At 74.0% G+C, this 19,534-nt stretch carries 24 protein-coding genes; 9 read left to right on the top strand and 15 right to left on the bottom strand.

From position 1 onward, the window contains the following. Window positions 1-123 precede the first annotated feature (123 nt). Window positions 124-603 carry a type II toxin-antitoxin system PemK/MazF family toxin gene (locus ACIOFR_RS20110; RefSeq protein WP_400999054.1) on the top strand — a complete coding sequence of 160 codons (480 nt, stop codon included), beginning with the start codon at window positions 124-126 and terminating at the stop codon, window positions 601-603. A 102-nt stretch (window positions 604-705) separates the two neighbouring features. Here ACIOFR_RS20110 and ACIOFR_RS20115 read toward each other — a convergent pair whose 3' ends face one another. The 6 genes from ACIOFR_RS20115 to clpS form a co-directional block, all read right to left on the bottom strand. After that, window positions 706-1,674: a PLP-dependent cysteine synthase family protein gene (locus ACIOFR_RS20115; RefSeq protein ID WP_400999056.1), complete on the bottom strand. Its 969-nt coding sequence runs from the start codon at window positions 1,672-1,674 to the stop codon at window positions 706-708. 11 nt (window positions 1,675-1,685) lie between these two features. Further along, complete coding sequence (locus ACIOFR_RS20120; RefSeq protein ID WP_371497263.1) at window positions 1,686-1,964, bottom strand: MoaD/ThiS family protein; 279 nt, start codon at window positions 1,962-1,964, stop codon at window positions 1,686-1,688. Between the two features lie 90 nt (window positions 1,965-2,054). Continuing rightward, entirely contained in the window at window positions 2,055-2,171 is a 117-nt protein-coding gene (locus ACIOFR_RS20125; RefSeq protein WP_354640698.1) for a putative leader peptide, read from the bottom strand. A gap of 162 nt (window positions 2,172-2,333) precedes the next feature. Further along, window positions 2,334-2,765 (bottom strand): Mov34/MPN/PAD-1 family protein, encoded by a 432-nt coding sequence (locus ACIOFR_RS20130; protein ID WP_400999059.1) that lies wholly within the window; start codon window positions 2,763-2,765, stop codon window positions 2,334-2,336. 183 nt (window positions 2,766-2,948) lie between these two features. Next, on the bottom strand, window positions 2,949-3,524 hold the full coding sequence (locus ACIOFR_RS20135; protein ID WP_400999061.1) for a DUF2017 domain-containing protein: 576 nt from the start codon (window positions 3,522-3,524) through the stop codon (window positions 2,949-2,951). A gap of 48 nt (window positions 3,525-3,572) precedes the next feature. Continuing rightward, a complete protein-coding gene (gene clpS, locus ACIOFR_RS20140; RefSeq protein ID WP_033821648.1) occupies window positions 3,573-3,866 on the bottom strand; it encodes an ATP-dependent Clp protease adapter ClpS in 294 nt (97 codons plus the stop codon). 134 nt (window positions 3,867-4,000) lie between these two features. On the opposite strand from clpS, the gene ACIOFR_RS20145 reads away from it, so the two are divergent. Together ACIOFR_RS20145 and ACIOFR_RS20150 are read left to right on the top strand one after the other, a co-directional pair. Then, window positions 4,001-5,341 (top strand): nicotinate phosphoribosyltransferase, encoded by a 1,341-nt coding sequence (locus tag ACIOFR_RS20145; protein WP_400999063.1) that lies wholly within the window; start codon window positions 4,001-4,003, stop codon window positions 5,339-5,341. 102 nt (window positions 5,342-5,443) lie between these two features. Next, window positions 5,444-6,034 (top strand): isochorismatase family protein, encoded by a 591-nt coding sequence (locus ACIOFR_RS20150; RefSeq protein WP_400999065.1) that lies wholly within the window; start codon window positions 5,444-5,446, stop codon window positions 6,032-6,034. Between the two features lie 16 nt (window positions 6,035-6,050). Here the strand turns inward: ACIOFR_RS20150 and ACIOFR_RS20155 are convergent, their stop codons facing one another. Continuing rightward, window positions 6,051-7,079 carry a hypothetical protein gene (locus tag ACIOFR_RS20155; protein WP_400999067.1) on the bottom strand — a complete coding sequence of 343 codons (1,029 nt, stop codon included), beginning with the start codon at window positions 7,077-7,079 and terminating at the stop codon, window positions 6,051-6,053. A gap of 314 nt (window positions 7,080-7,393) precedes the next feature. Between ACIOFR_RS20155 and ACIOFR_RS20160 the strand changes: the two genes are divergently transcribed. Then, entirely contained in the window at window positions 7,394-7,957 is a 564-nt protein-coding gene (locus ACIOFR_RS20160; RefSeq protein ID WP_400999068.1) for a hypothetical protein, read from the top strand. A gap of 154 nt (window positions 7,958-8,111) precedes the next feature. On the opposite strand, the gene ACIOFR_RS20165 is transcribed toward ACIOFR_RS20160, so the two are convergent. Next, the gene (locus ACIOFR_RS20165; RefSeq protein ID WP_400999070.1) at window positions 8,112-9,245 is read right to left on the bottom strand and encodes a cation diffusion facilitator family transporter; all 1,134 of its coding nucleotides are present in this window, start codon (window positions 9,243-9,245) and stop codon (window positions 8,112-8,114) included. 236 nt (window positions 9,246-9,481) lie between these two features. On the opposite strand from ACIOFR_RS20165, the gene ACIOFR_RS20170 reads away from it, so the two are divergent. Both ACIOFR_RS20170 and ACIOFR_RS20175 read left to right on the top strand, forming a co-directional pair. Then, complete coding sequence (locus ACIOFR_RS20170) at window positions 9,482-9,934, top strand: hypothetical protein (protein ID WP_400999072.1); 453 nt, start codon at window positions 9,482-9,484, stop codon at window positions 9,932-9,934. 192 nt (window positions 9,935-10,126) lie between these two features. Beyond that, window positions 10,127-11,266, top strand: coding sequence for a DUF2332 domain-containing protein (locus ACIOFR_RS20175; RefSeq protein ID WP_400999074.1), 1,140 nt, complete (start codon window positions 10,127-10,129; stop codon window positions 11,264-11,266). A gap of 12 nt (window positions 11,267-11,278) precedes the next feature. Here ACIOFR_RS20175 and ACIOFR_RS20180 read toward each other — a convergent pair whose 3' ends face one another. Then, window positions 11,279-11,809 carry a DinB family protein gene (locus ACIOFR_RS20180; protein ID WP_400999076.1) on the bottom strand — a complete coding sequence of 177 codons (531 nt, stop codon included), beginning with the start codon at window positions 11,807-11,809 and terminating at the stop codon, window positions 11,279-11,281. A 129-nt stretch (window positions 11,810-11,938) separates the two neighbouring features. Here ACIOFR_RS20180 and ACIOFR_RS20185 point away from each other — a divergent pair, with 129 nt between their 5' ends. Together ACIOFR_RS20185 and ACIOFR_RS20190 are read left to right on the top strand one after the other, a co-directional pair. Further along, a complete protein-coding gene (locus tag ACIOFR_RS20185) occupies window positions 11,939-12,460 on the top strand; it encodes a GNAT family N-acetyltransferase (protein WP_400999078.1) in 522 nt (173 codons plus the stop codon). A 96-nt stretch (window positions 12,461-12,556) separates the two neighbouring features. Continuing rightward, on the top strand, window positions 12,557-13,513 hold the full coding sequence (locus ACIOFR_RS20190) for a transglycosylase SLT domain-containing protein (RefSeq protein ID WP_400999080.1): 957 nt from the start codon (window positions 12,557-12,559) through the stop codon (window positions 13,511-13,513). A 95-nt stretch (window positions 13,514-13,608) separates the two neighbouring features. Here the strand turns inward: ACIOFR_RS20190 and ACIOFR_RS20195 are convergent, their stop codons facing one another. From ACIOFR_RS20195 to ACIOFR_RS20215, 5 genes are all read right to left on the bottom strand, one after another. After that, the gene (locus ACIOFR_RS20195) at window positions 13,609-13,800 is read right to left on the bottom strand and encodes a hypothetical protein (RefSeq protein ID WP_400999082.1); all 192 of its coding nucleotides are present in this window, start codon (window positions 13,798-13,800) and stop codon (window positions 13,609-13,611) included. Between the two features lie 91 nt (window positions 13,801-13,891). Next, window positions 13,892-15,265, bottom strand: coding sequence for a S8 family serine peptidase (locus tag ACIOFR_RS20200; protein ID WP_400999084.1), 1,374 nt, complete (start codon window positions 15,263-15,265; stop codon window positions 13,892-13,894). A gap of 115 nt (window positions 15,266-15,380) precedes the next feature. Further along, on the bottom strand, window positions 15,381-16,796 hold the full coding sequence (locus ACIOFR_RS20205; protein ID WP_400999086.1) for a hypothetical protein: 1,416 nt from the start codon (window positions 16,794-16,796) through the stop codon (window positions 15,381-15,383). 69 nt (window positions 16,797-16,865) lie between these two features. Then, entirely contained in the window at window positions 16,866-17,372 is a 507-nt protein-coding gene (locus ACIOFR_RS20210; RefSeq protein WP_400999088.1) for a hypothetical protein, read from the bottom strand. A 110-nt stretch (window positions 17,373-17,482) separates the two neighbouring features. Then, window positions 17,483-18,295 carry an endonuclease V gene (locus ACIOFR_RS20215; RefSeq protein WP_400999089.1) on the bottom strand — a complete coding sequence of 271 codons (813 nt, stop codon included), beginning with the start codon at window positions 18,293-18,295 and terminating at the stop codon, window positions 17,483-17,485. A gap of 243 nt (window positions 18,296-18,538) precedes the next feature. On the opposite strand from ACIOFR_RS20215, the gene ACIOFR_RS20220 reads away from it, so the two are divergent. Next, on the top strand, window positions 18,539-18,790 hold the full coding sequence (locus tag ACIOFR_RS20220; protein ID WP_400999091.1) for a hypothetical protein: 252 nt from the start codon (window positions 18,539-18,541) through the stop codon (window positions 18,788-18,790). 27 nt (window positions 18,791-18,817) lie between these two features. On the opposite strand, the gene ACIOFR_RS20225 is transcribed toward ACIOFR_RS20220, so the two are convergent. Further along, window positions 18,818-19,528 carry an RDD family protein gene (locus ACIOFR_RS20225; protein WP_400999093.1) on the bottom strand — a complete coding sequence of 237 codons (711 nt, stop codon included), beginning with the start codon at window positions 19,526-19,528 and terminating at the stop codon, window positions 18,818-18,820. Window positions 19,529-19,534 lie beyond the last annotated feature (6 nt).

The raw sequence follows: 19,534 nt of genomic DNA on the forward strand, positions 1-19,534 counted from the left end.
CGGTCCCAACGGGGATCTTCGGAGCAGATCGGACGCTGTGGTCGTTCCGTGACGAATCAGGAGCACAGAACGGACAAATCATCGGTTGTCACAACGGACCGCCGGGCCGGGTACGGTCGGCGGATGGACAGCTCACTGGCCCTCGCCGTGCTGGGCGGCGCGGCCGCGGTGGCGGCGGCGCTGCTGGTGGCGGCGCTGCTGGCGGCGGCGCTGCTGGTGGCCCGGTGGTGGCGCCGCCGCACCCGTACCGCGGCGGCACGGCCGGCCCCCCGGCCGCTGCCGGCGTCCGGCCGACCCGTTCCGCGGGAGATCTGGTGGGCCACGGTGCCGTTCGAGGACGGCCCGGGGGCCAAGGACCGGCCCTGCCTGGTGCTGCGGGTGCGGCCGCGGACGGCGCTGGTCGCGAAGATCACCACCCGGCACCGAGCCGAGCGGCCGGGGGTGCTGCGGCTGCCGCCCGGCTCGGTGGGCGACCGGCACGGGCGGGCGAGCTGGCTGGAGCCGGACGAGCTGCGCGAGGTGCCACTGGCGGACTTCCGCCGCCGGGTCGGCCCGGTCGGGGACCAGGTCTGGGCCGAGGTGGTCCGCCGGGCCCGGCACTGACGGCGCCCGGCCCGGCCCCGGACACCGGCGGGCCCGGTACCGGACACGGCGACGGCGCCGCCCCCGGCTGGGTGCGGCGCCGTCGTGTCCTCGGGCCGGCGGTCAGGCCCAGAGCTGGCCCTGCAGTGCCTCGACCGCCGCCTCGGTGGACTCGGCGGTGTAGATGCCGGTGGACAGGTACTTCCAGCCGCCGTCCGCGACCACGAAGACCACGTCGGCGCGCCGGCCCCCCAGGGCCGCCTTGCGGCCGACGCCGATCGCGGCGTGCAGGATCGCGCCGGTGGAGACGCCCGCGAAGATCCCCTCCTGCTGGAGGAGCTCCCGGGTGCGCCGCACCGCGTCGGCGGAGCCCACCGAGAACCGGGTGGTGAGCACCTCGGCGTCGTACAGCTCGGGCACGAAGCCCTCGTCCAGGTTGCGCAGGCCGTAGACCAGGTCGTCGTAGCGCGGCTCGGCGGCGACGATCTGGACGTCCGGGACCTTCTCGCGCAGGAAGCGGCCGACGCCCATCAGGGTGCCGGTGGTGCCCAGCCCGGCGACGAAGTGGGTGATCTCCGGCAGGTCGGCGAGGATCTCCGGGCCGGTGCCCCGGTAGTGGGCGCCGGCGTTGTCCGGGTTGCCGTACTGGTAGAGCATGACCCAGTCGGGGTGCTCGGCCGCGATCTCCTTGGCGATCCGGACGGCGGTGTTGGAGCCGCCCGCGGCGGGCGACGGGATGATCTCCGCGCCCCACATCCGGAGCAGCTCGCGGCGCTCCTCGCTGGTGTTCTCCGGCATCACGCAGACCATCCGGTAGCCCTTGAGCTTGGCGGCCATGGCCAGCGAGATGCCGGTGTTGCCGCTGGTGGGCTCCAGGATGGTGCAGCCGGGCGTGAGCCGGCCGTCGGCCTCCGCCCGCTCGATCATGTGCAGGGCCGGGCGGTCCTTGATCGAGCCGGTCGGGTTGCGGTCCTCCAGCTTGGCCCAGAGCGTGACCAGCCCGTCGGTGTTGCCGGGGACGGCGGCGGAGATCCGGGGGAGCCGGACCAGCGGGGTGTTGCCGACCGCTTCGATCGGGCTGTCGTAGCGCATGGAGCGGCGGCTCAGCGGGCGCCGCCGGCCACGGCCGGCAGGATGGTGACGCTGTCGCCGTCGGCGACGGCGGTGGCGATGCCGTCCAGGAAGCGGACGTCCTCGTCGTTCAGGTAGACGTTGACGAAGCGGCGCAGCTCGCCGGCGTCGAGCAGGCGCTCGGCGATGCCCGGGTGGCGGGCGTCGAGGTCGGTGAAGAGCTCCCCGAGGTTGGCGCCGGCGCCCTCGACGGCCTTGGCGCCGTCGGTGTAGGTACGGAGGATGGTCGGGATGCGGACCTCGATGGCCATGGCTGCGCTCCTGTGGAGGTGAGTCGGGTGGGCCGCACGGGTCGCGGCAGGGGTGGGGCCCCGGCGCTGCCGGGGTGGGTGGTGCCGAAGTCAGCGGGCGTCGGCGGTGCCGGGACAGATCGCGCTGGCGAGCCGGCACAGGTCGACGTGCAGGCGCGCCACGAGGCGGGTGCCCGGGGCCTGGTTGCTCACATCGACGGAACGCATGGGCTCATCGTATAGATTCCCGGGCCCCGTCCGGCAGCCGCGTCCCAGCATCCGGTCGTCGGCGTATCCGATGCTGAGACGTGGGCAGGCCGCGGGCCCGCCGCCCGCGCGCCGCGCAGGGCCGACGGGCCCGGCGGGGGGATCCGGCGGTGCCGGTTCCGGTCATGCGGGGTACGCCTCCACCACGTCCACGTCTTCCTCCGTGATCACGCCGTCCACGATGCGGAACGAGCGGAACTGGTACGGGTCGCTGTCGCCGTTGCCGTCGGCGGTGGACACCAGCACGTAGTGGGCGCCCGGCTCGGAGGCGTAGGAGACGTCGGTGCGGGACGGGTAGCCCTCGGTGGCGGTGTGCGAGTGGTAGATCACCACCGGCTCCTCGTCGCGGTCGTCCATCTCGCGGTAGAGCTTGAGCAGGTCGCCGGAGTCGAACTCGTAGAAGGTGGGCGAGCGGGCCGCGTTGAGCATCGGGATGAACCGCTCGGGCCGTCCGCTGCCCTCCGGACCGGCGATCACACCGCAGGCCTCGTCCGGGTGGTCGGCGCGGGCGTGGGCGACGATCGCGTCGCGCAGTTCTCGGGTGATGGTCAGCATCCGGTCAGGATAGCCAGGGCGGGTCGGCCGCCCGCCCGGACCGGGCGGGCAGGTCGGGTCGCGCTCCGGCACGGCGCCCGCGAGGCCCGCCGGGGCCGGGCCGGCTGCGGGCCGAACTCCCTTGGCGGCCAAGGCCGCAGAGCCGCCGTCAGCGGGCCGGCCACCGCCCGCACGGTCTCGGGCTCAGCCCGCCATCGCCTCCAACAGCGTCTCCTGGAGTTCGCCGAGCCAGATGTAGGCCATCACCAGCGGCTTGCGCTCGTCGGTGTCGGGCAGCCGGTAGAGACCCTGCTCGTCCTCCTCGGTGACCTCCAGGCGGCTGCCCAGGGTGAGCCGGAGGTCGTTGAAGGCGCCGAGCCAGTGCCGGCAGTCGTCGCCCGCGATCTCCAGCACCCCGCCGTCCTCGCCGAGGCCGTCCAGGGCGTGGACCACCGCGAGCGCGTCCTCGCGCTTGCGGGCCCGCAGGTCCACCTCGGTGTAGCGGCGGAACTCGCCCGACATGGCCCGGGTGTCCGCGTCGGCCGGCTCGCCGGGCTCGCCGTAGGCGTCCGGGAAGAGCCGGGCCAGCGCCGGGTCCTGCGGCGCCTCGGTGGGCCCCTCGGCGAACAGCGCCGCCAGCGGGTCCTCGCTCTGGCCGCCCGGGCCAGGCCCGATCAGCTCCAGCATCTGCACTTCGAGCGTGCGCAGGATGGAGACCTCGAACTCGTCCAGCGCGATCGCCGCACTGCCGCCGCCCGCGCTCTCGAACAACCCAGCCATGAGTTCCGATCAGCCCGTCTTCTCGTGTGGTGGTGGGGAGGGTGAGGATCAGTCGTGCTGGAGGGTCGCCCACAGTCCGTAGCCGTGCATGGCCTGGACGTCGCGCTCCATCTCCTCGCGGGTGCCGCTGGAGACCACGGCGCGGCCCTTGGTGTGCACGTCCATCATCAGCTGCCGGGCCTTGTCCTTCGGGTAGCCGAAGTAGGCCTGGAAGACGTACTGGACGTAACTCATCAGGTTGACCGGGTCGTTGTGGACGATGGTCACCCACGGAGTGTCCGGCTCCGTCACCGGCAGGCCCTCGACCTCGGGCCGTTCGATCTCCACCGGGGCGACACTCACGACTGCTTCTCCCTCGCCGTACACGACCGTCTGTGCCTCTCATGCTTCCATCCGGGGGACCCGCGAGCGAATCCGGGTCAACACGCGGCAGAGAAATCGTCAATCTGACGCTAAGTGGTAGTAGCATCATCACCATGGACGCCACCACCGCGAGCCGGTCCACCGCGCTGCTCACCGACCGGTACGAACTCACCATGCTGCAGGCCGCCCTGCGCAGCGGCGCAGCACACCGCCGCTCCGTCTTCGAGGTGTTCACCCGCCGCCTGCCCGCCGGCCGCCGCTACGGCGTGCTGGCCGGCACCGGCCGGGTGCTGGACGCGGTGGAGGCGTTCCGCTTCACCACCCCGCAGCTGGACTGGCTGGCCGACCAGGGGGTCGTCGACGAGCCCACCCTGCGCTACCTGGCCGACTACCGCTTCGGCGGCGACATCCACGGCTACCCGGAGGGCGAGGTCTACTTCCCCGGCTCCCCGCTGCTGACCGTCGAGGGCAGCTTCGCCGAGGCGGTGATCCTGGAGACGCTGATCCTGTCGATCCTCAACCACGACTCGGCGATCGCCGCCGCGGCCTCCCGGATGACCGCCGCCGCGGGCGACCGCCCGTGCATCGAGATGGGTGCCCGCCGGGCCCACGAGAGCGCCGCCGTCGCCGCCGCCCGGGCCGCGTACGTCGCCGGCTTCGGCGCCACCTCCGACCTGGAGGCCGGCTTCACCTACGGCATCCCCACCACCGGGACGGCCGCGCACGCCTTCACCCTGCTGCACGACAGCGAGCGGGACGCCTTCACCGCGCAGATCGACTCGATGGGCCGGGGCACCACCCTGCTGGTGGACACCTACGACCTCGCGGAGGCCGTGCGCACCGCCGTCGAGGTGGCCGGGCCGAGCCTGGGCGCCGTCCGGATCGACTCCGGCGACCTCACACTGCTGGCCCACCGGGTCCGCCGCCAGCTGGACGAGCTGGGCGCCACCAAGACCCGGATCATCGTCACCTCCGACCTGGACGAGTACGCCATCGCCGCCCTCGCGGCCGCCCCCGTCGACGGCTACGGCGTCGGCACCAGCCTGGTCACCGGTAGCGGGCACCCGACCTGCGCGATGGTCTACAAGCTGGTCGCCCGGGCGGGCGGCCCGGACGGCGAGCTGGTGCCGGTGGCCAAGCGCTCGGCCGGCGGGAAGACCAGCATCGGGGGACGCAAGTGGGCCGCCCGCCGTCCCGACGTGGACGGCGTGGCCGAGGCCGAGGTGGTCGGGCTGGGCCCGGTCCCCGCCGAGCTGGAGCCGCACCTGCTGCACGTCCCGCTGATCACCGCCGGCGAGGTGGTCGGGCGCGAACCGCTGAGCGCGGCGCGCGAGCGTCACCTGCGGGCCCGCGCGGGGCTGCCGCTGTCGGCGACGCAGCTGTCCAAGGGCGAGCCGGTGATCGTGACGGAGCAGCCCGCCGGGGCGCGGGCCGCCGCACCGGTCGGTCTCTGACCGCGATCCGGGGGGCGCCGCGGGCCTTTCCCCTACGCGCGTCACTCCCTAGAGTTCATAGCCCCGGCCCCAGCACCCGAGCCACAACGAGAGAAGCCAGCCATGCACCGCGCCCTGATCGTCGTCGACGTGCAGAACGATTTCTGCGAGGGCGGCAGTCTGGCCGTGTCCGGCGGTTCCGAGGTCGCCGCCGCGATCACCGACCTGATCGCCGAGTCCACCCCCGGTTACGCCCACATCGTCGCCACCCGCGACCACCACATCGACCCCGGTGCGCACTTCTCCGAGGAGCCGGACTACGTCGACTCGTGGCCGGTGCACTGCGTGGCGGGCACCGAGGGGGTCGGGTTCCATCCCAACTTCGCCCCGTCGGTCACCTCGGGCGCGATCGAGGCGGTCTTCGACAAGGGTGCGTACGCGGCCGCGTACAGCGGATTCGAGGGGCGCAACGAGGTCGGCGAGAACCTGGCCGGCTGGCTGCGCCAGCGGGGGGTGTCCGAGGTCGACGTGGTCGGCATCGCCACCGACCACTGCGTCCGGGCGACCGCTCTGGACGCCGCCCGCGAGGGCTTCACCACGCGCGTCCTGCTCGATCTCACCGCCGCGGTGGCCGCCCCGACGACAGCCGCGGCGCTGGACGAACTCCGGCTGGCCGGAGTGGAGTTGGTCGGCGAGCCGGTGGTGGGCGGCTGACCTCCAGGCCGTCCGGTCAGCGCTCGGTCACCAGCAGTTCCACCACGTCCTCGCCGCCCGCCCGGAAGGCCTCCCGCAGTTCGCCGCCGACCGCGTCCGGCTCGGCGGCGAGCCGCTCCCCCGACACGTACACCACCCGCACCCCCAGGTACTCCATCCGGTGCTGGCCACCGCGCACCCAGGCCGCCTCGCCCTCGCTGACACAGCGCAGGTCGGAGTCGACCTCGACGGCGACGCCGGCCTGCGGCCAGTAGAGGTCCGGCACCGCGATGTAGGTGCCGCCGCGCATCCGCAGTTCCGGGCCGGCCAGCGGCACGGGCAGCAGCCACTCGTCGACCAGCCCGCCGAGCCGATCCAGCACCGACTCCCGTTCGGTGGCGAGGAGTTCGTCCAGCGCGGCGCGCACCCGGGGCTCCTCCAACAGGCCCGCCTCGGCCAGCTCGGTCGACAGCTCCCGCAGCGCGCCGGTGGACTCGATCCGGGAGACCGCCTCGCGCAGCACCGCGCGCAGCAGCCCCGGGCCGATCACGCCGGCCTCGAAGGCGCCCCCGTCCGTCCACTCCCGCACCGCGTCCGACACCGCACGGGCCACCGGCGCGCAGGCCAGACCGTGCACCGACCGGGCCACCAACTCCCGCTCGGTGCGCCGGATCCGGACCTGTCCGGCGTCGCGCAGCCGGCGCTGGCGGGGCACCAGCACCTCGACCCCGGTGACGGCGGGCAGCCGCGGCGTGGAGACGAAGCCGTACAGCGCGAGCGCCGCCGCGCCGGTGATCACGGCGCCCTCGCGGCCGCCCTCCTCGCGCCCGTTCTGCGCCGCGTAGAGCAGCGCGGCCCACATCCGCTGCTCGGGGGTGGGCTCGCTCTCCTGCAGCAGGTAGACCCGGGGCAGCATCCGCTGCCAGGGACCACCCCGCCTGCAGTGCTCGCTGACGACCCGGGTGGGGACACCGCGGGCGCGCAGTTGACTGGCCGTGATCACGTTCTGCTGCCGCCTGGCCAGCTCTTCGAGGGACAAGGACTGGGAAGGAATCTGGTAGCTCATGCCGACACCCTCCCCAACAGCCCCGCCGCGGCATCCGCGACCTGACGACCTGTTACCCAACCGTCGCGAAACCGGGACTGGTCTGCACTAAAGTCCCCATACCCTCACCCATTCGGCGGATGGGACGTTCATTCAGAAGCCGGATTAGATCGGACTTGACGGGTACCATCCGATTTTCAACGGAATGATCATCGCTGCGGCCGGAGCACCCCCGACACACTGACCTGGCGATCATGACGGAGAGTAGCCAGTGTCGCACGGTGAAGCACCAACCCGGGGTCGGACCCTCCCGAACGATTGCCTACCATCAGCTCATGCCACGTGACGACACCTCAGGCCGGCGCACGGCCCAGCTGCGCCTCGGCCGACTGCCCGGCTACGTCCGCCGACCGGACCTCGCCCGCCGCAACAGCGAGGACGGCCGCGCATACAAGAAGGGCTGGGAGGTCCGCTTCACGGCGCGGACGGAGGAGGAGATAGCCGAGATCCGCGAGCTGGTGATCGCCGCGGGCTTCGCCCCGGCCCGCCCGTTCTTCAAGGGCCACCAGCTGATCCAGCCGGTCTACGGCATCGCGGCGGTGCAGGCCTACCTGGCCGCCCGGGAGGCGGCCGAGGCCGTGGACGAGGGCGCCCGCACCCGCCGGACCGACACCCCGCTGGCCATTCCCGGGCAGACCCGGCGCTCGGCGCCACCCGCGGGCACGGCCGCCGCGGCGGCCGCATCGGCCGCAGCTGCCTCGGCGGCCGCCTCCGCCGCCGCGAGCGCCCGGCAGGCGCACCTCGCGGAACAGCTCTCCGACGGCCTCCCCGAGGAGCTCGTCGGGGAGTTCGCCGAGGGCCGCGGCGGCGACGTCAGCCCGGCCGGCCGGATCTCCTGAACCCGAGGGGGCCGGGCCCACCCCGCGCCCGGGGCGACGCCCGCCGGGGCGGCCGGCCGGCGGCCGGCCCGTCCGGCGTCAACCCGGCGTGAGCGACGTACCCCCCAGGCCGGGCGGAACCCCTCCCGGCCTGCGGGGGCGCCATGACGGCCTTTCAGGTCTCCGCCGCGGCCGGCCGGCCGCCGTGGGCCCGGTCGGGCGGGTGATCGTGGTCGTGGTCGTGGGAGTGATGAGGACGGTGAGGGTGGTGATGTTCGTGGTCGGGGCGCTCCCGGCGGCTGCGGACGGGCTCGCGACGGACGTCGAGCGCCCCCGCGTGCCCCCGCTCGTGGTCGACGTGGACGGTGACCGCCAGCAGCCTCGGCACGGCACCGATCAGCGCCCGCTCGGCCGCTTCCGCGACCCGGTGCCCCGCGACCACGGTCAGCTCCGGGTCCACCACCACCTCGGCCTCCGCACGCAGCGCGTGCCCGACCCAGCGCATCCGGACCGCACCCACCGCGCGCACCCCCTCCACCGCGCCCAGCTCCCGCTCCGCGGCGTCCACCAGCGCCGGGTCCACCGCGTCCATCAGCCGCCGGCCGACCTCCCGCAGGGACCCCCGCAGCGCGGCCAGGATCGCCACCGTGATCAGCAGCCCGACCAGCGGATCCGCGGACCGCAGGCCGGCCGCGCTGCCGGCCGCGCCGAGCAGGACGGCCAGCGAGGCCAGCCCGTCGGCCCGGGCGTGCACGCCGTCCGCCACCAGGGCCGCCGAGCCGATCCGGCGCCCGGTCGCGATCCGGTACCGGGCGACCCACTCGTTGCCGACGCAGCCGACCAGGGCCGCGCCGGCCACCGCCCACAGGTGCTCGACCGGCCGGGGGTGCAGCAGCCGGTCCACCGCGGTCGCGGCGGCGAGCACCGCGGAGGCCGCCACCACGGCCACCACGACCACCCCGGCCAGGTCCTCGGCCCGCCCGTAGCCGTACGTGTAGCTGCGGTTGGCCGCCCGGCGGCCGAGCAGGAAGGCCACGCCCAGCGGGACGGCCGTCAGGGCGTCGGCCAGGTTGTGCACGGTGTCGCCGAGCAGCGCGACCGAGCCCGAGCGCGCCACCACGACGGCCTGGACGGACGCGGTGAGGCCCAGCACGACCAGCGAGACCCACAGGGTGCGCAGCCCGTCCGCCGAGGCCTCCAGGGCCGCGTCCACTCGTTCGGGGGAGTCATGGGTGTGCGGCTTGAGCAGATGTCCGAGCCGGTGCCGCAGTCCGGCCCACCCCTGACGGTGGTGCTGGTGCTCTGCCATGCCGACCACACTGGCACAGCGCCCGCCTTGCAGCCACTGCCGTTGTACCACTGCTGACCAGCTGCGACCCGGTCGCAGGCGCGCCCCGCGCGCAGACCTGACGGGTCGTCGGCGATCGGCCGGATCGAGTCCCACTCCCGGTCATCTCAACGGACTTGTCACCCAATGCAGCGGGGCGAGGGCCTAGAGTGAGCGGAATGTGCGCCCCGCCGCCCCGACCAGATCGAGAGGCAGATGTGACTGACCGTCATGTCCAGGCCGAGGAACCGGCGGCTGCCACCCGGGCCGGCGACTTCCCCGGCATGCCGGTGGAGTTCGGCGCCTTCTGCGAGCTCCACCGCCCGCGGTACCTGAGCTACGCCCGGGTCTGGTTCGCCGACCCGGACCAGGCGTCCGCCGTGGTGCGCCGCGCACTGGGCAGCCTGGCCGCGGTCTGGTCCGAGGTCCTGGTCGGGCCCAACCCCACCGCCGCGGCCTGGGAGATCCTGCGCACCACCATCACCGAGCAGCGGGCCCGCTCCGTCCCGACCGGCCTGCGGCCCGGACCGGCCGACGAGGACCTGGCGATCCTGCACTACGTGGTCGGGCTCGCCACCCCCGAGATCGCCGACGTGATCGGCACGGACGCCGCCAGCATCACCGGCCGGCTGCGGCACGCCCGCCGCAGCGCCCCGGCCGAGGAGGTCTGACCGCACGGCCGGGGTCCCGCCGTGGAGCCGGGCTCACCCCGCCGCGGGGCCCACCGCGCCGCCGGGCCCGCCGCACCGAGGGCCGCCGTACCGAGGACCCGTCGCACCGCCGGAACTCGCCCGCGCGCCGCTGTCCCGAGCGGCCCGTCCGTAGGCGAATGATGATCCCAGCCGACGGAACGGAGCCCCCGGATGTCCCCCGCGCCCCCCGCACCGAACCCGCCGGGCGCCGACCGCGCCCCGGCCCGCGCGCACGCCGTCGCCGTGGTCGAACAGCAGGCCCGCGCTTGCGCCGCTCTCGGCTCCCCGCTGTACGCGGCGCTGCTCGAACGGGTCGCCCTCGACCTCGCCGCCGGCGGTCCCTGCGCCGCGGCGCTGGCCGGGCACGAGACCGACCCGGGCTCCGCCGCCGTCCCGCTGCGGCTGCTGGGCGCGGTGCACGCGCTGGTCCTGACCGGGCGCGCTCCCGCCCTCGCGGCCCACTACCCGAGCACCGGCGGCACCCTCGACCCCGACCGGCCCGACGCCCCCTGGCCCGCCTTCCGGGCCGCCGTCGCCGCCGACCTGCCGTGGGTGCGCGACTGGCTGACCAGGCCCCCGCAGACCAACGAGGTCGGCCGCGCCAACCTGCTGATCGCCGGACTGCTGCACACCCTGGCCGCCCAGGGCCGCGGCCCGCGCCCGGTCCGGCTGTTCGAACCGGGGTCCAGCGCCGGCCTCAATCTGCTCGCGGACCGCTTCCGCTGCGAGGCGCCGGGGTTCTCCCACGGGCCCGCCGACTCCCCCGTGGTGCTCACCGGCGCCTGGCAGGGGCCGCCGCCGACCCCGCCCGCCCGGGCCGTGCCCCTCCACTTCGCCGAACGCGTCGGCTGCGACCCCGCCCCGATCGACCCGCGCTCCCCCGGCGGCGCACTCACCCTGCGCGCCTACCTCTGGCCCGACCAGCCGGCCCGCGCCGCCCGGCTCGACGGAGCCCTGCGGCTGGCGGCCGAGATCCCCACCCGGGTCGAGCCGGTGGGCGCGGCAGAGTTCCTGCGCGGGGTCGAGGTCGCCGACGGGACACTCACCGTGGTCTGGCACTCGGTGCTGCGCCAGTACGTGTCCGACGCCGAATGGTTGCTGGTGGAAGGCGAGTTGGACCGCCTCGCCGGCTCCTCGACGGCCGCCGCGCCGTTCGCCCGGATCGCGTTCGAACCGCGGCGGGCCGGCGACCTGCACCGGTTCGTGCTCACCGTCCGGGCCGGCCGGGAACCCGCGCGGATGCTCGCCGAGGCCGCGCCGCACGGGCTGCCCGCCCGCACCCTCCGCGGCCCCGGCCCCGCGCCGCGCTGAACCGGGCCGGGCTCAGCCGCGTACCCCGGTGACGTCGTGGAGGTGGTGGACCGGGTCGTGGATCAGATACCGGGCGAACGACGCCACCGTGAACCGCGCGCCGTCACCGCGCACGCCGGTCCGCTGCCACTGTGCGCCCCCCACGCCCTCGAAGGAATGCGCCAGCACCTCGGCCGCCGCCGCGAGGTCCGCCGCCACCCGGGCCGGGTCCTGCTCGCCGTACCGCCCGTCCACCGCCGCCCGGTCCTGGTCCCAGTTCGGGAAGGCCGGATCGTCCCCGTCGAGCATCAGGCCGAGCCGCACGTCGAACAGCCGGAACACGTCCCGGACGTGGCACGCGTACTCCAGCGGCGACCAGACCTCCGGGCGCGGCCTGCGCCGGAGCTCCGCCGCGTCGCCCGCGAGCAGCACCGTCCAGGCCGCCGCATTGGCCCGCACCATGCCCGGGACGGCCTCCGGGGCCACCGCCGGGGTGTCCAGCCCGCAGTCGGCGCAGGCGCGTTCCAGGACCCAGGTCCAGTCCTTGGTGTCAGGGGTGATCATGGCTCAAGGATGTCCCCGCGCCCCACCCGCCACCAGCGGTCCGACCGCCATCCGACCACAAGATGCCGCCAGCCCCCGCCGCCGCCGGCGGCCCGAAAACAGCTTGCCCGGCACCGCAGAATGAACACCGTGACCAGTGCCTCCCCCGTCCTCCCCCCGCCGCCCGGCCCCGCCGACTGGGACATCGCCCCCGTCCCCGCCGACCACCCCGACGCCACCACCGTGCTGCGCGCCTACACCGACGAACTGATCAGCCGGTACTACGACCGCCCGGCCCTGGAGCCCGAGATCGACTCCTTCGCGGGCGACGTCGCGGACCTCTTCGAACCGCGCGGCCTGCTCCTCGTGGCCCGCGCCGGCGCCACCCCCGTCGGCTGCACCGGCCTCCACTGGCTCGACGACGGCTCCGCCGAACTCACCCGCGTCTACGTGCGCTCCGAGGCCCGCCAGGGCGGCGGCGGGGCCCGGCTGGTCGCCGCCGCCGAGGACACCGCCCGCGGACGCGGCGCCCGGCGGATGCTGCTCAACACCCGCAAGGACCTCACCGAGGCCATCGCCCTCTACACCCGGCTCGGCTACCGCCCCACCGAACGGTACGGCGACGACCCCTACGCCGAACTCTGGCTGGCCAAAACCCTGGTGGCCGACTGACCCACCGTCCGCCCGGCCCCGACACGTTACCGAGCCGTAGGATGTGGCCCGCCCCGCCCGGACCCGGGCGGGCCACACCACCCGGGGGATCCACACATGACGGCCAACGGCCCGCGCAGAGCCGCGCTCTGCCTGATATCGGTCACCATCGCCGCCGCACCACTGGCGGGCTGCGCCAAGAAGACCGACCCCCGCGCCGACGCCCCACCCACACCCGCGGCCGCCGTCACCGCCACCCCCGAGAGCTCGCCCACCGCCTCACCGAGCCCCACCGGGTCGGCCACCGCCGACCCCTCACCGAGCGCCTCGCCGAGCGCCTCCCCCAGCGCCACGAGCCCGCGGGCCTCCGCCTCGCCCACCCCCGCCAGGACCACCGCCAAGCCCGCCGCGGCCGCCGCACCGCCCCCCACCGCCAAGCCCGGCCCGGTGGCGCCCCCGCCGCCCCCGGCCCCGCCGCACACCCCGCCGCTGCAGAGCGGCTGCACCCCCAGCCACACCGGGACCGACGCCCCGCGCGCCGCCGTCGGCGACGCCCTGGCCGCCGCGGCCGCCCAGCCCCGGACCCTCTCCCTCGGCAACGGCGGCACCGACCGCCTCCCGCCCCTCCCGACCGCCCTGCTCAAGGCCGTCGCCTGGCAGGAGAGCGGCTGGCAGTCCACGATCCTCGCCTGCGACGGCGGCATCGGCACCCTGCAGATCATGCCGACCACGGTCAGCTGGATGAACACCAAGTTCGGCACCAAGAGCGACGTCAACACCCTCAACGGCAACGTCCAGCTCGGCGCGCAGCTGCTCGACTGGCTGGTCGCCTACTACGGCGACTCCTGCTTCGGCGGCAACTACGACCTCTCCCCCGACCCGGCCACCGGCAAGACACCCCTGCTCGACCTGGTCGTCGCCGCCTACAACGCCGGCGCGGGCAACGTCCACTACAACACCACCACCGACCCGGCCACCGGCACCACCGTCGGCACCTCGGTGATCCCCAACCCCGGCTACGTCGCCAACGTCAAGGCCATCATGGCCAAGGCCCCCTGGACCACCGCCGGCTGACCCGACCCGCCCGCGCGGCGGACCCGCGGCACGCGAAGCCGGCCCCGGCCACGAAGGCCGGAGCCGGCAGGACCGCTCCGGGGCGACCACCGGTCTCAGCCGCCGTCGCGCACCGCACAGATCGCGTCCACCAGGCTGCCCGAGACCGCGAACGGCAGCAGCGCCGAACAGACCGTCGCCTCCTGCTCGTTCTTCGGCCCGTTCGCCATGGCGGGACCGGCCCCGCCCAGCACACCGAACGCGGCGGCCGAGGCGAGCAGGGTGACAACGGCGATCTTCTTGAACATGACGGCCCTTCGGGTAGACGGCGACTCGTGGAGCCATCTCTTACCCGAAGGGCCGATCACACGGCACGACCATCGGCCGTCCGAGGGCGTGTCACCGCTGGTACGGATTACCGCCCGGCGGGGCGGGGGGCTGCTGCGGCGGGTACTGCGGCGCGGGCTGCGACTGCGGAGCCCCGTACCCCTGCGGGCCACCCTGCGGCGCATACCCGTACGCCACCGGCCCCCCACCCGGACCACCGGAACCGCCCGGCCCCCCGGAACCGCCGCCACCACCGCGCGACCGCCGCACCAGGAACACCACCAGCCCAACCACCACCAGCAGCCCGACCACACCACCCGCCACGGCAACCACCGGGAACCCACTGTCCCCGTCATCACCCTTGGCCACATCCCCGCCACCGGCCCCCGCACTCACCGGAGCACTCGGCACGGGCTTCGGCGAACCGGCCCCACCCGACGGCGCGGCCGACCCGCCCTTCTGCGACTCGACCCGCCCCAGCAGCGGATTCTCCTTCGCCCCACCGTCCACCGCCGGATTGGCCGCCAGCGCGGCGGCCGGCGAGGCGATCCCGTACCCGTAACTACTGTTCGGCACCGCCGACTTGTCCGGCGGAGCCACCGCCGACTTGATCATCCGGTTGATCACCTGCCCAGCCGACAACTCCGGGTACTTCGCCCGCACGAGCGCGGCAATGGCGGAGACATAGGCCGAGGAGGCAGACGTACCGAACCCGTTCCCGTAGCCGGAGTCGGACTTACTGGTCGCCACGTAGATTCCGACTCCGGGAGCAACCAGAGTCGTCTCGGGGCCCTTGTTCGACTTCTCCCAGACATTCCCGTTCTGATCGACCGCGCCGACCGCGACCACCCCGGGGAAGGCCGCCGGATAGCTCACCGGGGTGTCGTGATTCCCGGTATTACCGCTGGCCCCGACCAGAACCACGTCCTTGCTCACGGCATAGGCGACAGCCGCGCGCACATCACTGCCGTTCTGGCCACCACCCAGGGACATGTTGATCACCTTGGCGCCGTGATCCACGGCATAGGTGATCGCCGAGGCCACCTTGGCCTCCTGCCCCGAATCGATGTCACCGTTCTCGTTGAGCGCGACGCGCACCGGCAGAATCTTCGCCTTCGGCGCGAGCCCCATGACACCGGCCCGGTCACCGTGGCCGTGACCGGCGATGATGCTGGCCATTTGAGTGCCGTGACCGAGTTTGTCCACGCGCCCGTCGGAGTTCTCACCCGACAGGTCGGTGCCCGCGAGCACCTGTCCCGACAGATCCTGATGCCCAGCGTCCACGCCACTGTCGATGACTGCGACGACGACGCCCTCACCCTGGGAAATCGGCCAGACCCTGGTCTCTGCGCCGTAGTTCTGCAGCGCCCACTGACCGTCGCGGATGTTGTCCGCAGCGGCGGTGCCGATGCCGGCACCCCACAGCAAGGATCCCGTCGCGAGCACGGCCACACCTCGCGCCACTCGGCTGGTCGTCAAGCTACGTCACCTCATGTGTTGGAGAATATCGGCGGAAGCAAAGCCCTTGCACAGTTGAGCAGTTCGGATCCAGCAGCAACGCCTATTCCACGACGTCGGGGTTGACGCGCTCACCCGATGCCCAGGTCTCCTCGTCCTCGACCAGGTAGTCCGGCCGTTCCCTGCCCTGCTTCTTGTCCTTCTTGCCACTCTGGGCGTTGCCAGGCATACCGTGTCCCTGCCCTTGCCCCTGCCCTCCCTGACCGCCCTGCGTGCGACCGCGGCCGAGCCCGGAGCCACCTTCGGTGAAGGCGCTCTTCCCGGCCCCGCCGTGGGCGGTCTCTCCGACCACTCCGCCGCCCTTCCGGGCCAGGCCGCCACCGGAGGCACCGCCTCCCGTGCCCCGGGCACCGAGGCCGGATCCCTTGGCGCCGTCCATGCCACCACTGCCGAACCCGCCGGATCCCCGGCCGCCGGCGCCACTCGATGATCCCTGAGCGCCGCTCCCGGCTCCGGAGCCCGCAGCACCTCCACGCATGCCGCCGACACCCGCGGTGCCACCCGATTTCGCACCCGCTCCCGCCGAACCCCCGCCACCGCCCCTGAGGCCGCCGGCTCCGCCGAGCCCCGTGCTCGACGAGCCTCCGCCCTGGGACGATCCGCCGTGGCCGGCACCCTGGTTCGGGGCGTGCCCCCCAGCAGTCGTGCCCGGCGCCCCGGCGTGGATGCCGTCGAGACCCGTACCCGGCGAGAACGTGCCGGGTGCCTTCGGCTTGGGAGGCGGACTGGAGACACCGCCCTTGATCCCGGGGTCTCCAGGATGCACGGTCGTGACCTTGGGCGACTGAGGAGCCTGCCCGAGAGAGGGCCCGGTCGTCCGGCTGGACCCGACCGACCCTCCGGAGGCGCGGCCACCCGAGAGCCCCATTCCGCCACCCATGATCATCGCACCGAGCGCTGCCGGGCCGGCCGAATCCGGCGGGGGGATGTCCTCAACGGTCTCGAACCCGCCGGACGGAGGCTTCAGGTAGTTCGTCGTCGCCCGGTACTTGCTGGCGAGGGTCTCCATGACCGCTACCGCCTGGGCCTTCTTCTCGTCGGTGACGGCGGTGCGGGTGTCCTCGTCGTCGACGCCGACGGTGGACTGGGCGGTGTCGCTGATGGCGTCGCCGGCCTTGTCGAGCCAGCTGGGCTCCTCGGGCATGTCGCGCTTGGCGGTGTCGATGGCCTCGGACATCATCTGCATGGCCGCCGCGGCGTCGTTCGCGTACGCGGCCGCGTTGTTGACCGCGTTCGCGAGCTTCGTCATCTTCGAGTAGAAGGCGTCGCTGGTCGAGCCCTCCCAGTCGGAGGTGGCGTCGGCGGAGGCGACGTTCAGCGCGGTGCGGATCTGCTTGAGGGTCTCGGTGGCCTTGCGCCAGGGGTCGCCGGCGGCCATGACGCCGCCGGAGTCCATGGACTCCACCATGCTGCGCATGTCGCCGTGGCTGTAGCCGTGGAAGTTGGTGTAGTCACTCATCGCCGGACGCCTTCCGTCCCCGTCCCGAAATCGGCCTCGTGCCTGCGGTCCCGCCGGGGACCGTGATCGCTACCACGACGGCTTCGGCTCTCCGCTGCCCGCCGGCGACGTGGTGCTCGCCGGGGAGGTGGGGGACGCCGCGCCGGTCGGCCTGGGGTGCGAGCCGGCCGTGGTGGTGTTGTAGGTGACCTGGCTGGTGGTGGAGGGGTTGCCGACCGACCAGCCGTCGGAGCCGACCTTGAGGGTGCGGGAGGTCTCGTGCTCCTGCTCCTCGTAGTTGACCGCCGTCAGGTCCGCCTTGCGCTGCGCCTCGTCGATCGCGTCGTAGAGCGCGTTGAGGACGTCGCGAAGGCCGTCCCGCATCTGCTCGTACCTGTCGTGGAGGGCCTGGGCTTCCGGGAAGTTGCCGAAGGCACTCGCGCCGACGCCGCTCTGGCCGTGCACGCGCGTGCCGTCCGCCGTGGTCTGGAACTCGCCGAGCAGGCCTCGGACCTGCGTGGCGAACGCCCTCAGGCCGTCGACCTCCACGCGGTAGCCGGCGCCGGAGCCTCCGGTTGATCCGGTCCCCGTGCTCACGTCTGTCTACCTCCCCCGTACCGGTGCGGCGGGCTGGTTGGTGCCGTCCGCCGCCGCTCACTCGCCGTTGCCGAGCTTCAACCCATATGTCTAACACATGCGACGCGCTGTCAGAACGGGGGCTCGTACCCCAACCATCCTCCGCAGCGCGGGTTTGCGGGTTCGGGCGCCGGGTCGGCGGTGCGGCGGCGCCGTGCCGGCGGTGTCTGGCGGGGCGTTCCCGGCGGCGGGGTTCCGTACGCCTGCTGGGCCTCGGTCAGGCGGCGCCGGCAGAGGGAGTCCGCGTGGCGGGTGGTCTCGGGGAGCCGGTAGGCGGGGGTGAGGGCGAGGGTGGTGGTGACGGCCTCGGCGAGGCCGATGCGGTGGCCGACGGAGACGAAGACCGGCTTCACGCCGCGGCGGGTGCGGACGGCCCGGCCGACCTCCTCGTCGCCGTCGAGCAGCGGGGACCAGGCGCCGCGTTCGTCGTCGGGCTGCCGGTGGGTGAAGGTGAAGGGGGTCTTGGCGACGCCGATGGTGGCCAGGCCGGTGAGGACGCCGAGGTGGCTGGCGAGGCCGAGGCGGCGGGGGTGGGCGAGTCCGTAGCCGTCGCAGACCACGAGGTCGGGGGTGGTCCTGAGGTCGGCCAGCGCGTCGAGGACGGCGGGGAGTTCGCGGAAGGCGAGCAGTCCGGGAAGGTAGGGGAAGGCGATCCGGCCGGTCGCGGTGGTCTGTTCGACGACGTCCAGGGTCGCCAGGTCGAGCAGGACCGCGGCGGCCACCACCAGGTCCCGGTCGTCGTCGTAGGCGACGTCGACGCCCGCGACGAGCGCACCGGCGGCGGCCTGCGGGGCGGGACCGGCCGGGACGACCAGCGGGCGCAGGCGTTCCTGTTCGGCGAGCGCCCCGGCCTCGCCGGTCGGCCAGTCGGCTGGTACGGGCATGGGTCCCCCCGGGGTGGTGCGGGTCGGCGTTCTCCGGGACACCGTACCGAGACGCTCCGACGACCCGGCCCCGAGCGCACCGCCCCGGCTGCGGCGGGCGGCCATGAGCCCGTGCGCCCCCTCGTGCTTCTGCATATGCCCGGACCGGCCGATTAGGCTGATGAGGCTTGACTTACCGACCCGCCGTCATGGGTAGTCCACCAGTACGGACCCCCACTTCTCCCGCGCGAAGGACTGACCGCCATGCCGCGCCCCACCACCGCCCAGCTCAGCACCGGCATTCTGATCGTCGTCGCCACCACGGTGGCCCTGCTCGCCGTCTCCGGTTCGTCCGGGGTCTTCGAGGTCGCGGTGCTGGTGGCGTTCGCCACCGCGCTCGGGACGCTCTCCACGGCGCTGCTCATGTCGGTGGCCGCGCAGCGCCGGGCGGCCGCCGGGTCGGGGCTCGGCGAGCCGTCCGGGGTGGCGCGGCCGGAGTACGTCCGGCAGGGCTGACCGGGCCGCCGGCCGGGGATCGGGCCGTCAGGCCGTCGTGACGACGACGGTCTTGGCGGCCTTGTCGTGGATGGCCTGCCGGTACGGCTTGTCGAAGACCCCGAAGAGCCCGTCGACCGGCCACCAGAGTCCGCCGCAGCAGATCACGGCGGGCAGGACGAAGGTCGCCGACCTGATCCACCCTGCGTTGGGGGTGGGGGTGCTGCCGTCGATGAGCATGGCGACCCTGAGGTGGAAGAGCTTCTTGCCGACGGTCTGGCCGTCCCGGCTGAGCATCAGGCCCTCGTAGACCAGGAAGAAGGCGTAGCCGAGCCAGATCGGGCCGATCCAGCCGTTCTGCCGGCCGAGGTCGGAGAACGGCAGCGACACCACGATGGCGAGGGCCTCCATCATCACGAAGTCGATCACCTTCGCGATGATGCGGTTGGGCCAGGTGGCGAGCGGCGGCATGCCGGGCACCGGGCCGCCGCTCTGATCCGCGTACGGCCCGGAGACGGGCGGCGGCGCTGCGCCGTACGGGGAGCCGTGGGGCGTGCCCGATCCGCCGGGGGGTGCTCCGTAGGGGGCGCCGTAGCCCGGCGGGGTGCCGTAGGGAGTGTCGCCCGGGGGTGGGGGCGGTGGGGGCGTGCCGTGGGGGTCGGACGGCGCACCCGAGGGCGTACCCGCCTGCGGGGGCTTGTCGAAGGAGGGCTTGTCGCCCCCCTCCTGCTCGTTGCCTGAGGGGTCGGGGGTGCTCATGACCCG

The sequence above is a fragment of the Kitasatospora sp. NPDC088346 genome, assembly GCF_044740765.1.
GTDB lineage: Bacteria > Actinomycetota > Actinomycetes > Streptomycetales > Streptomycetaceae > Kitasatospora.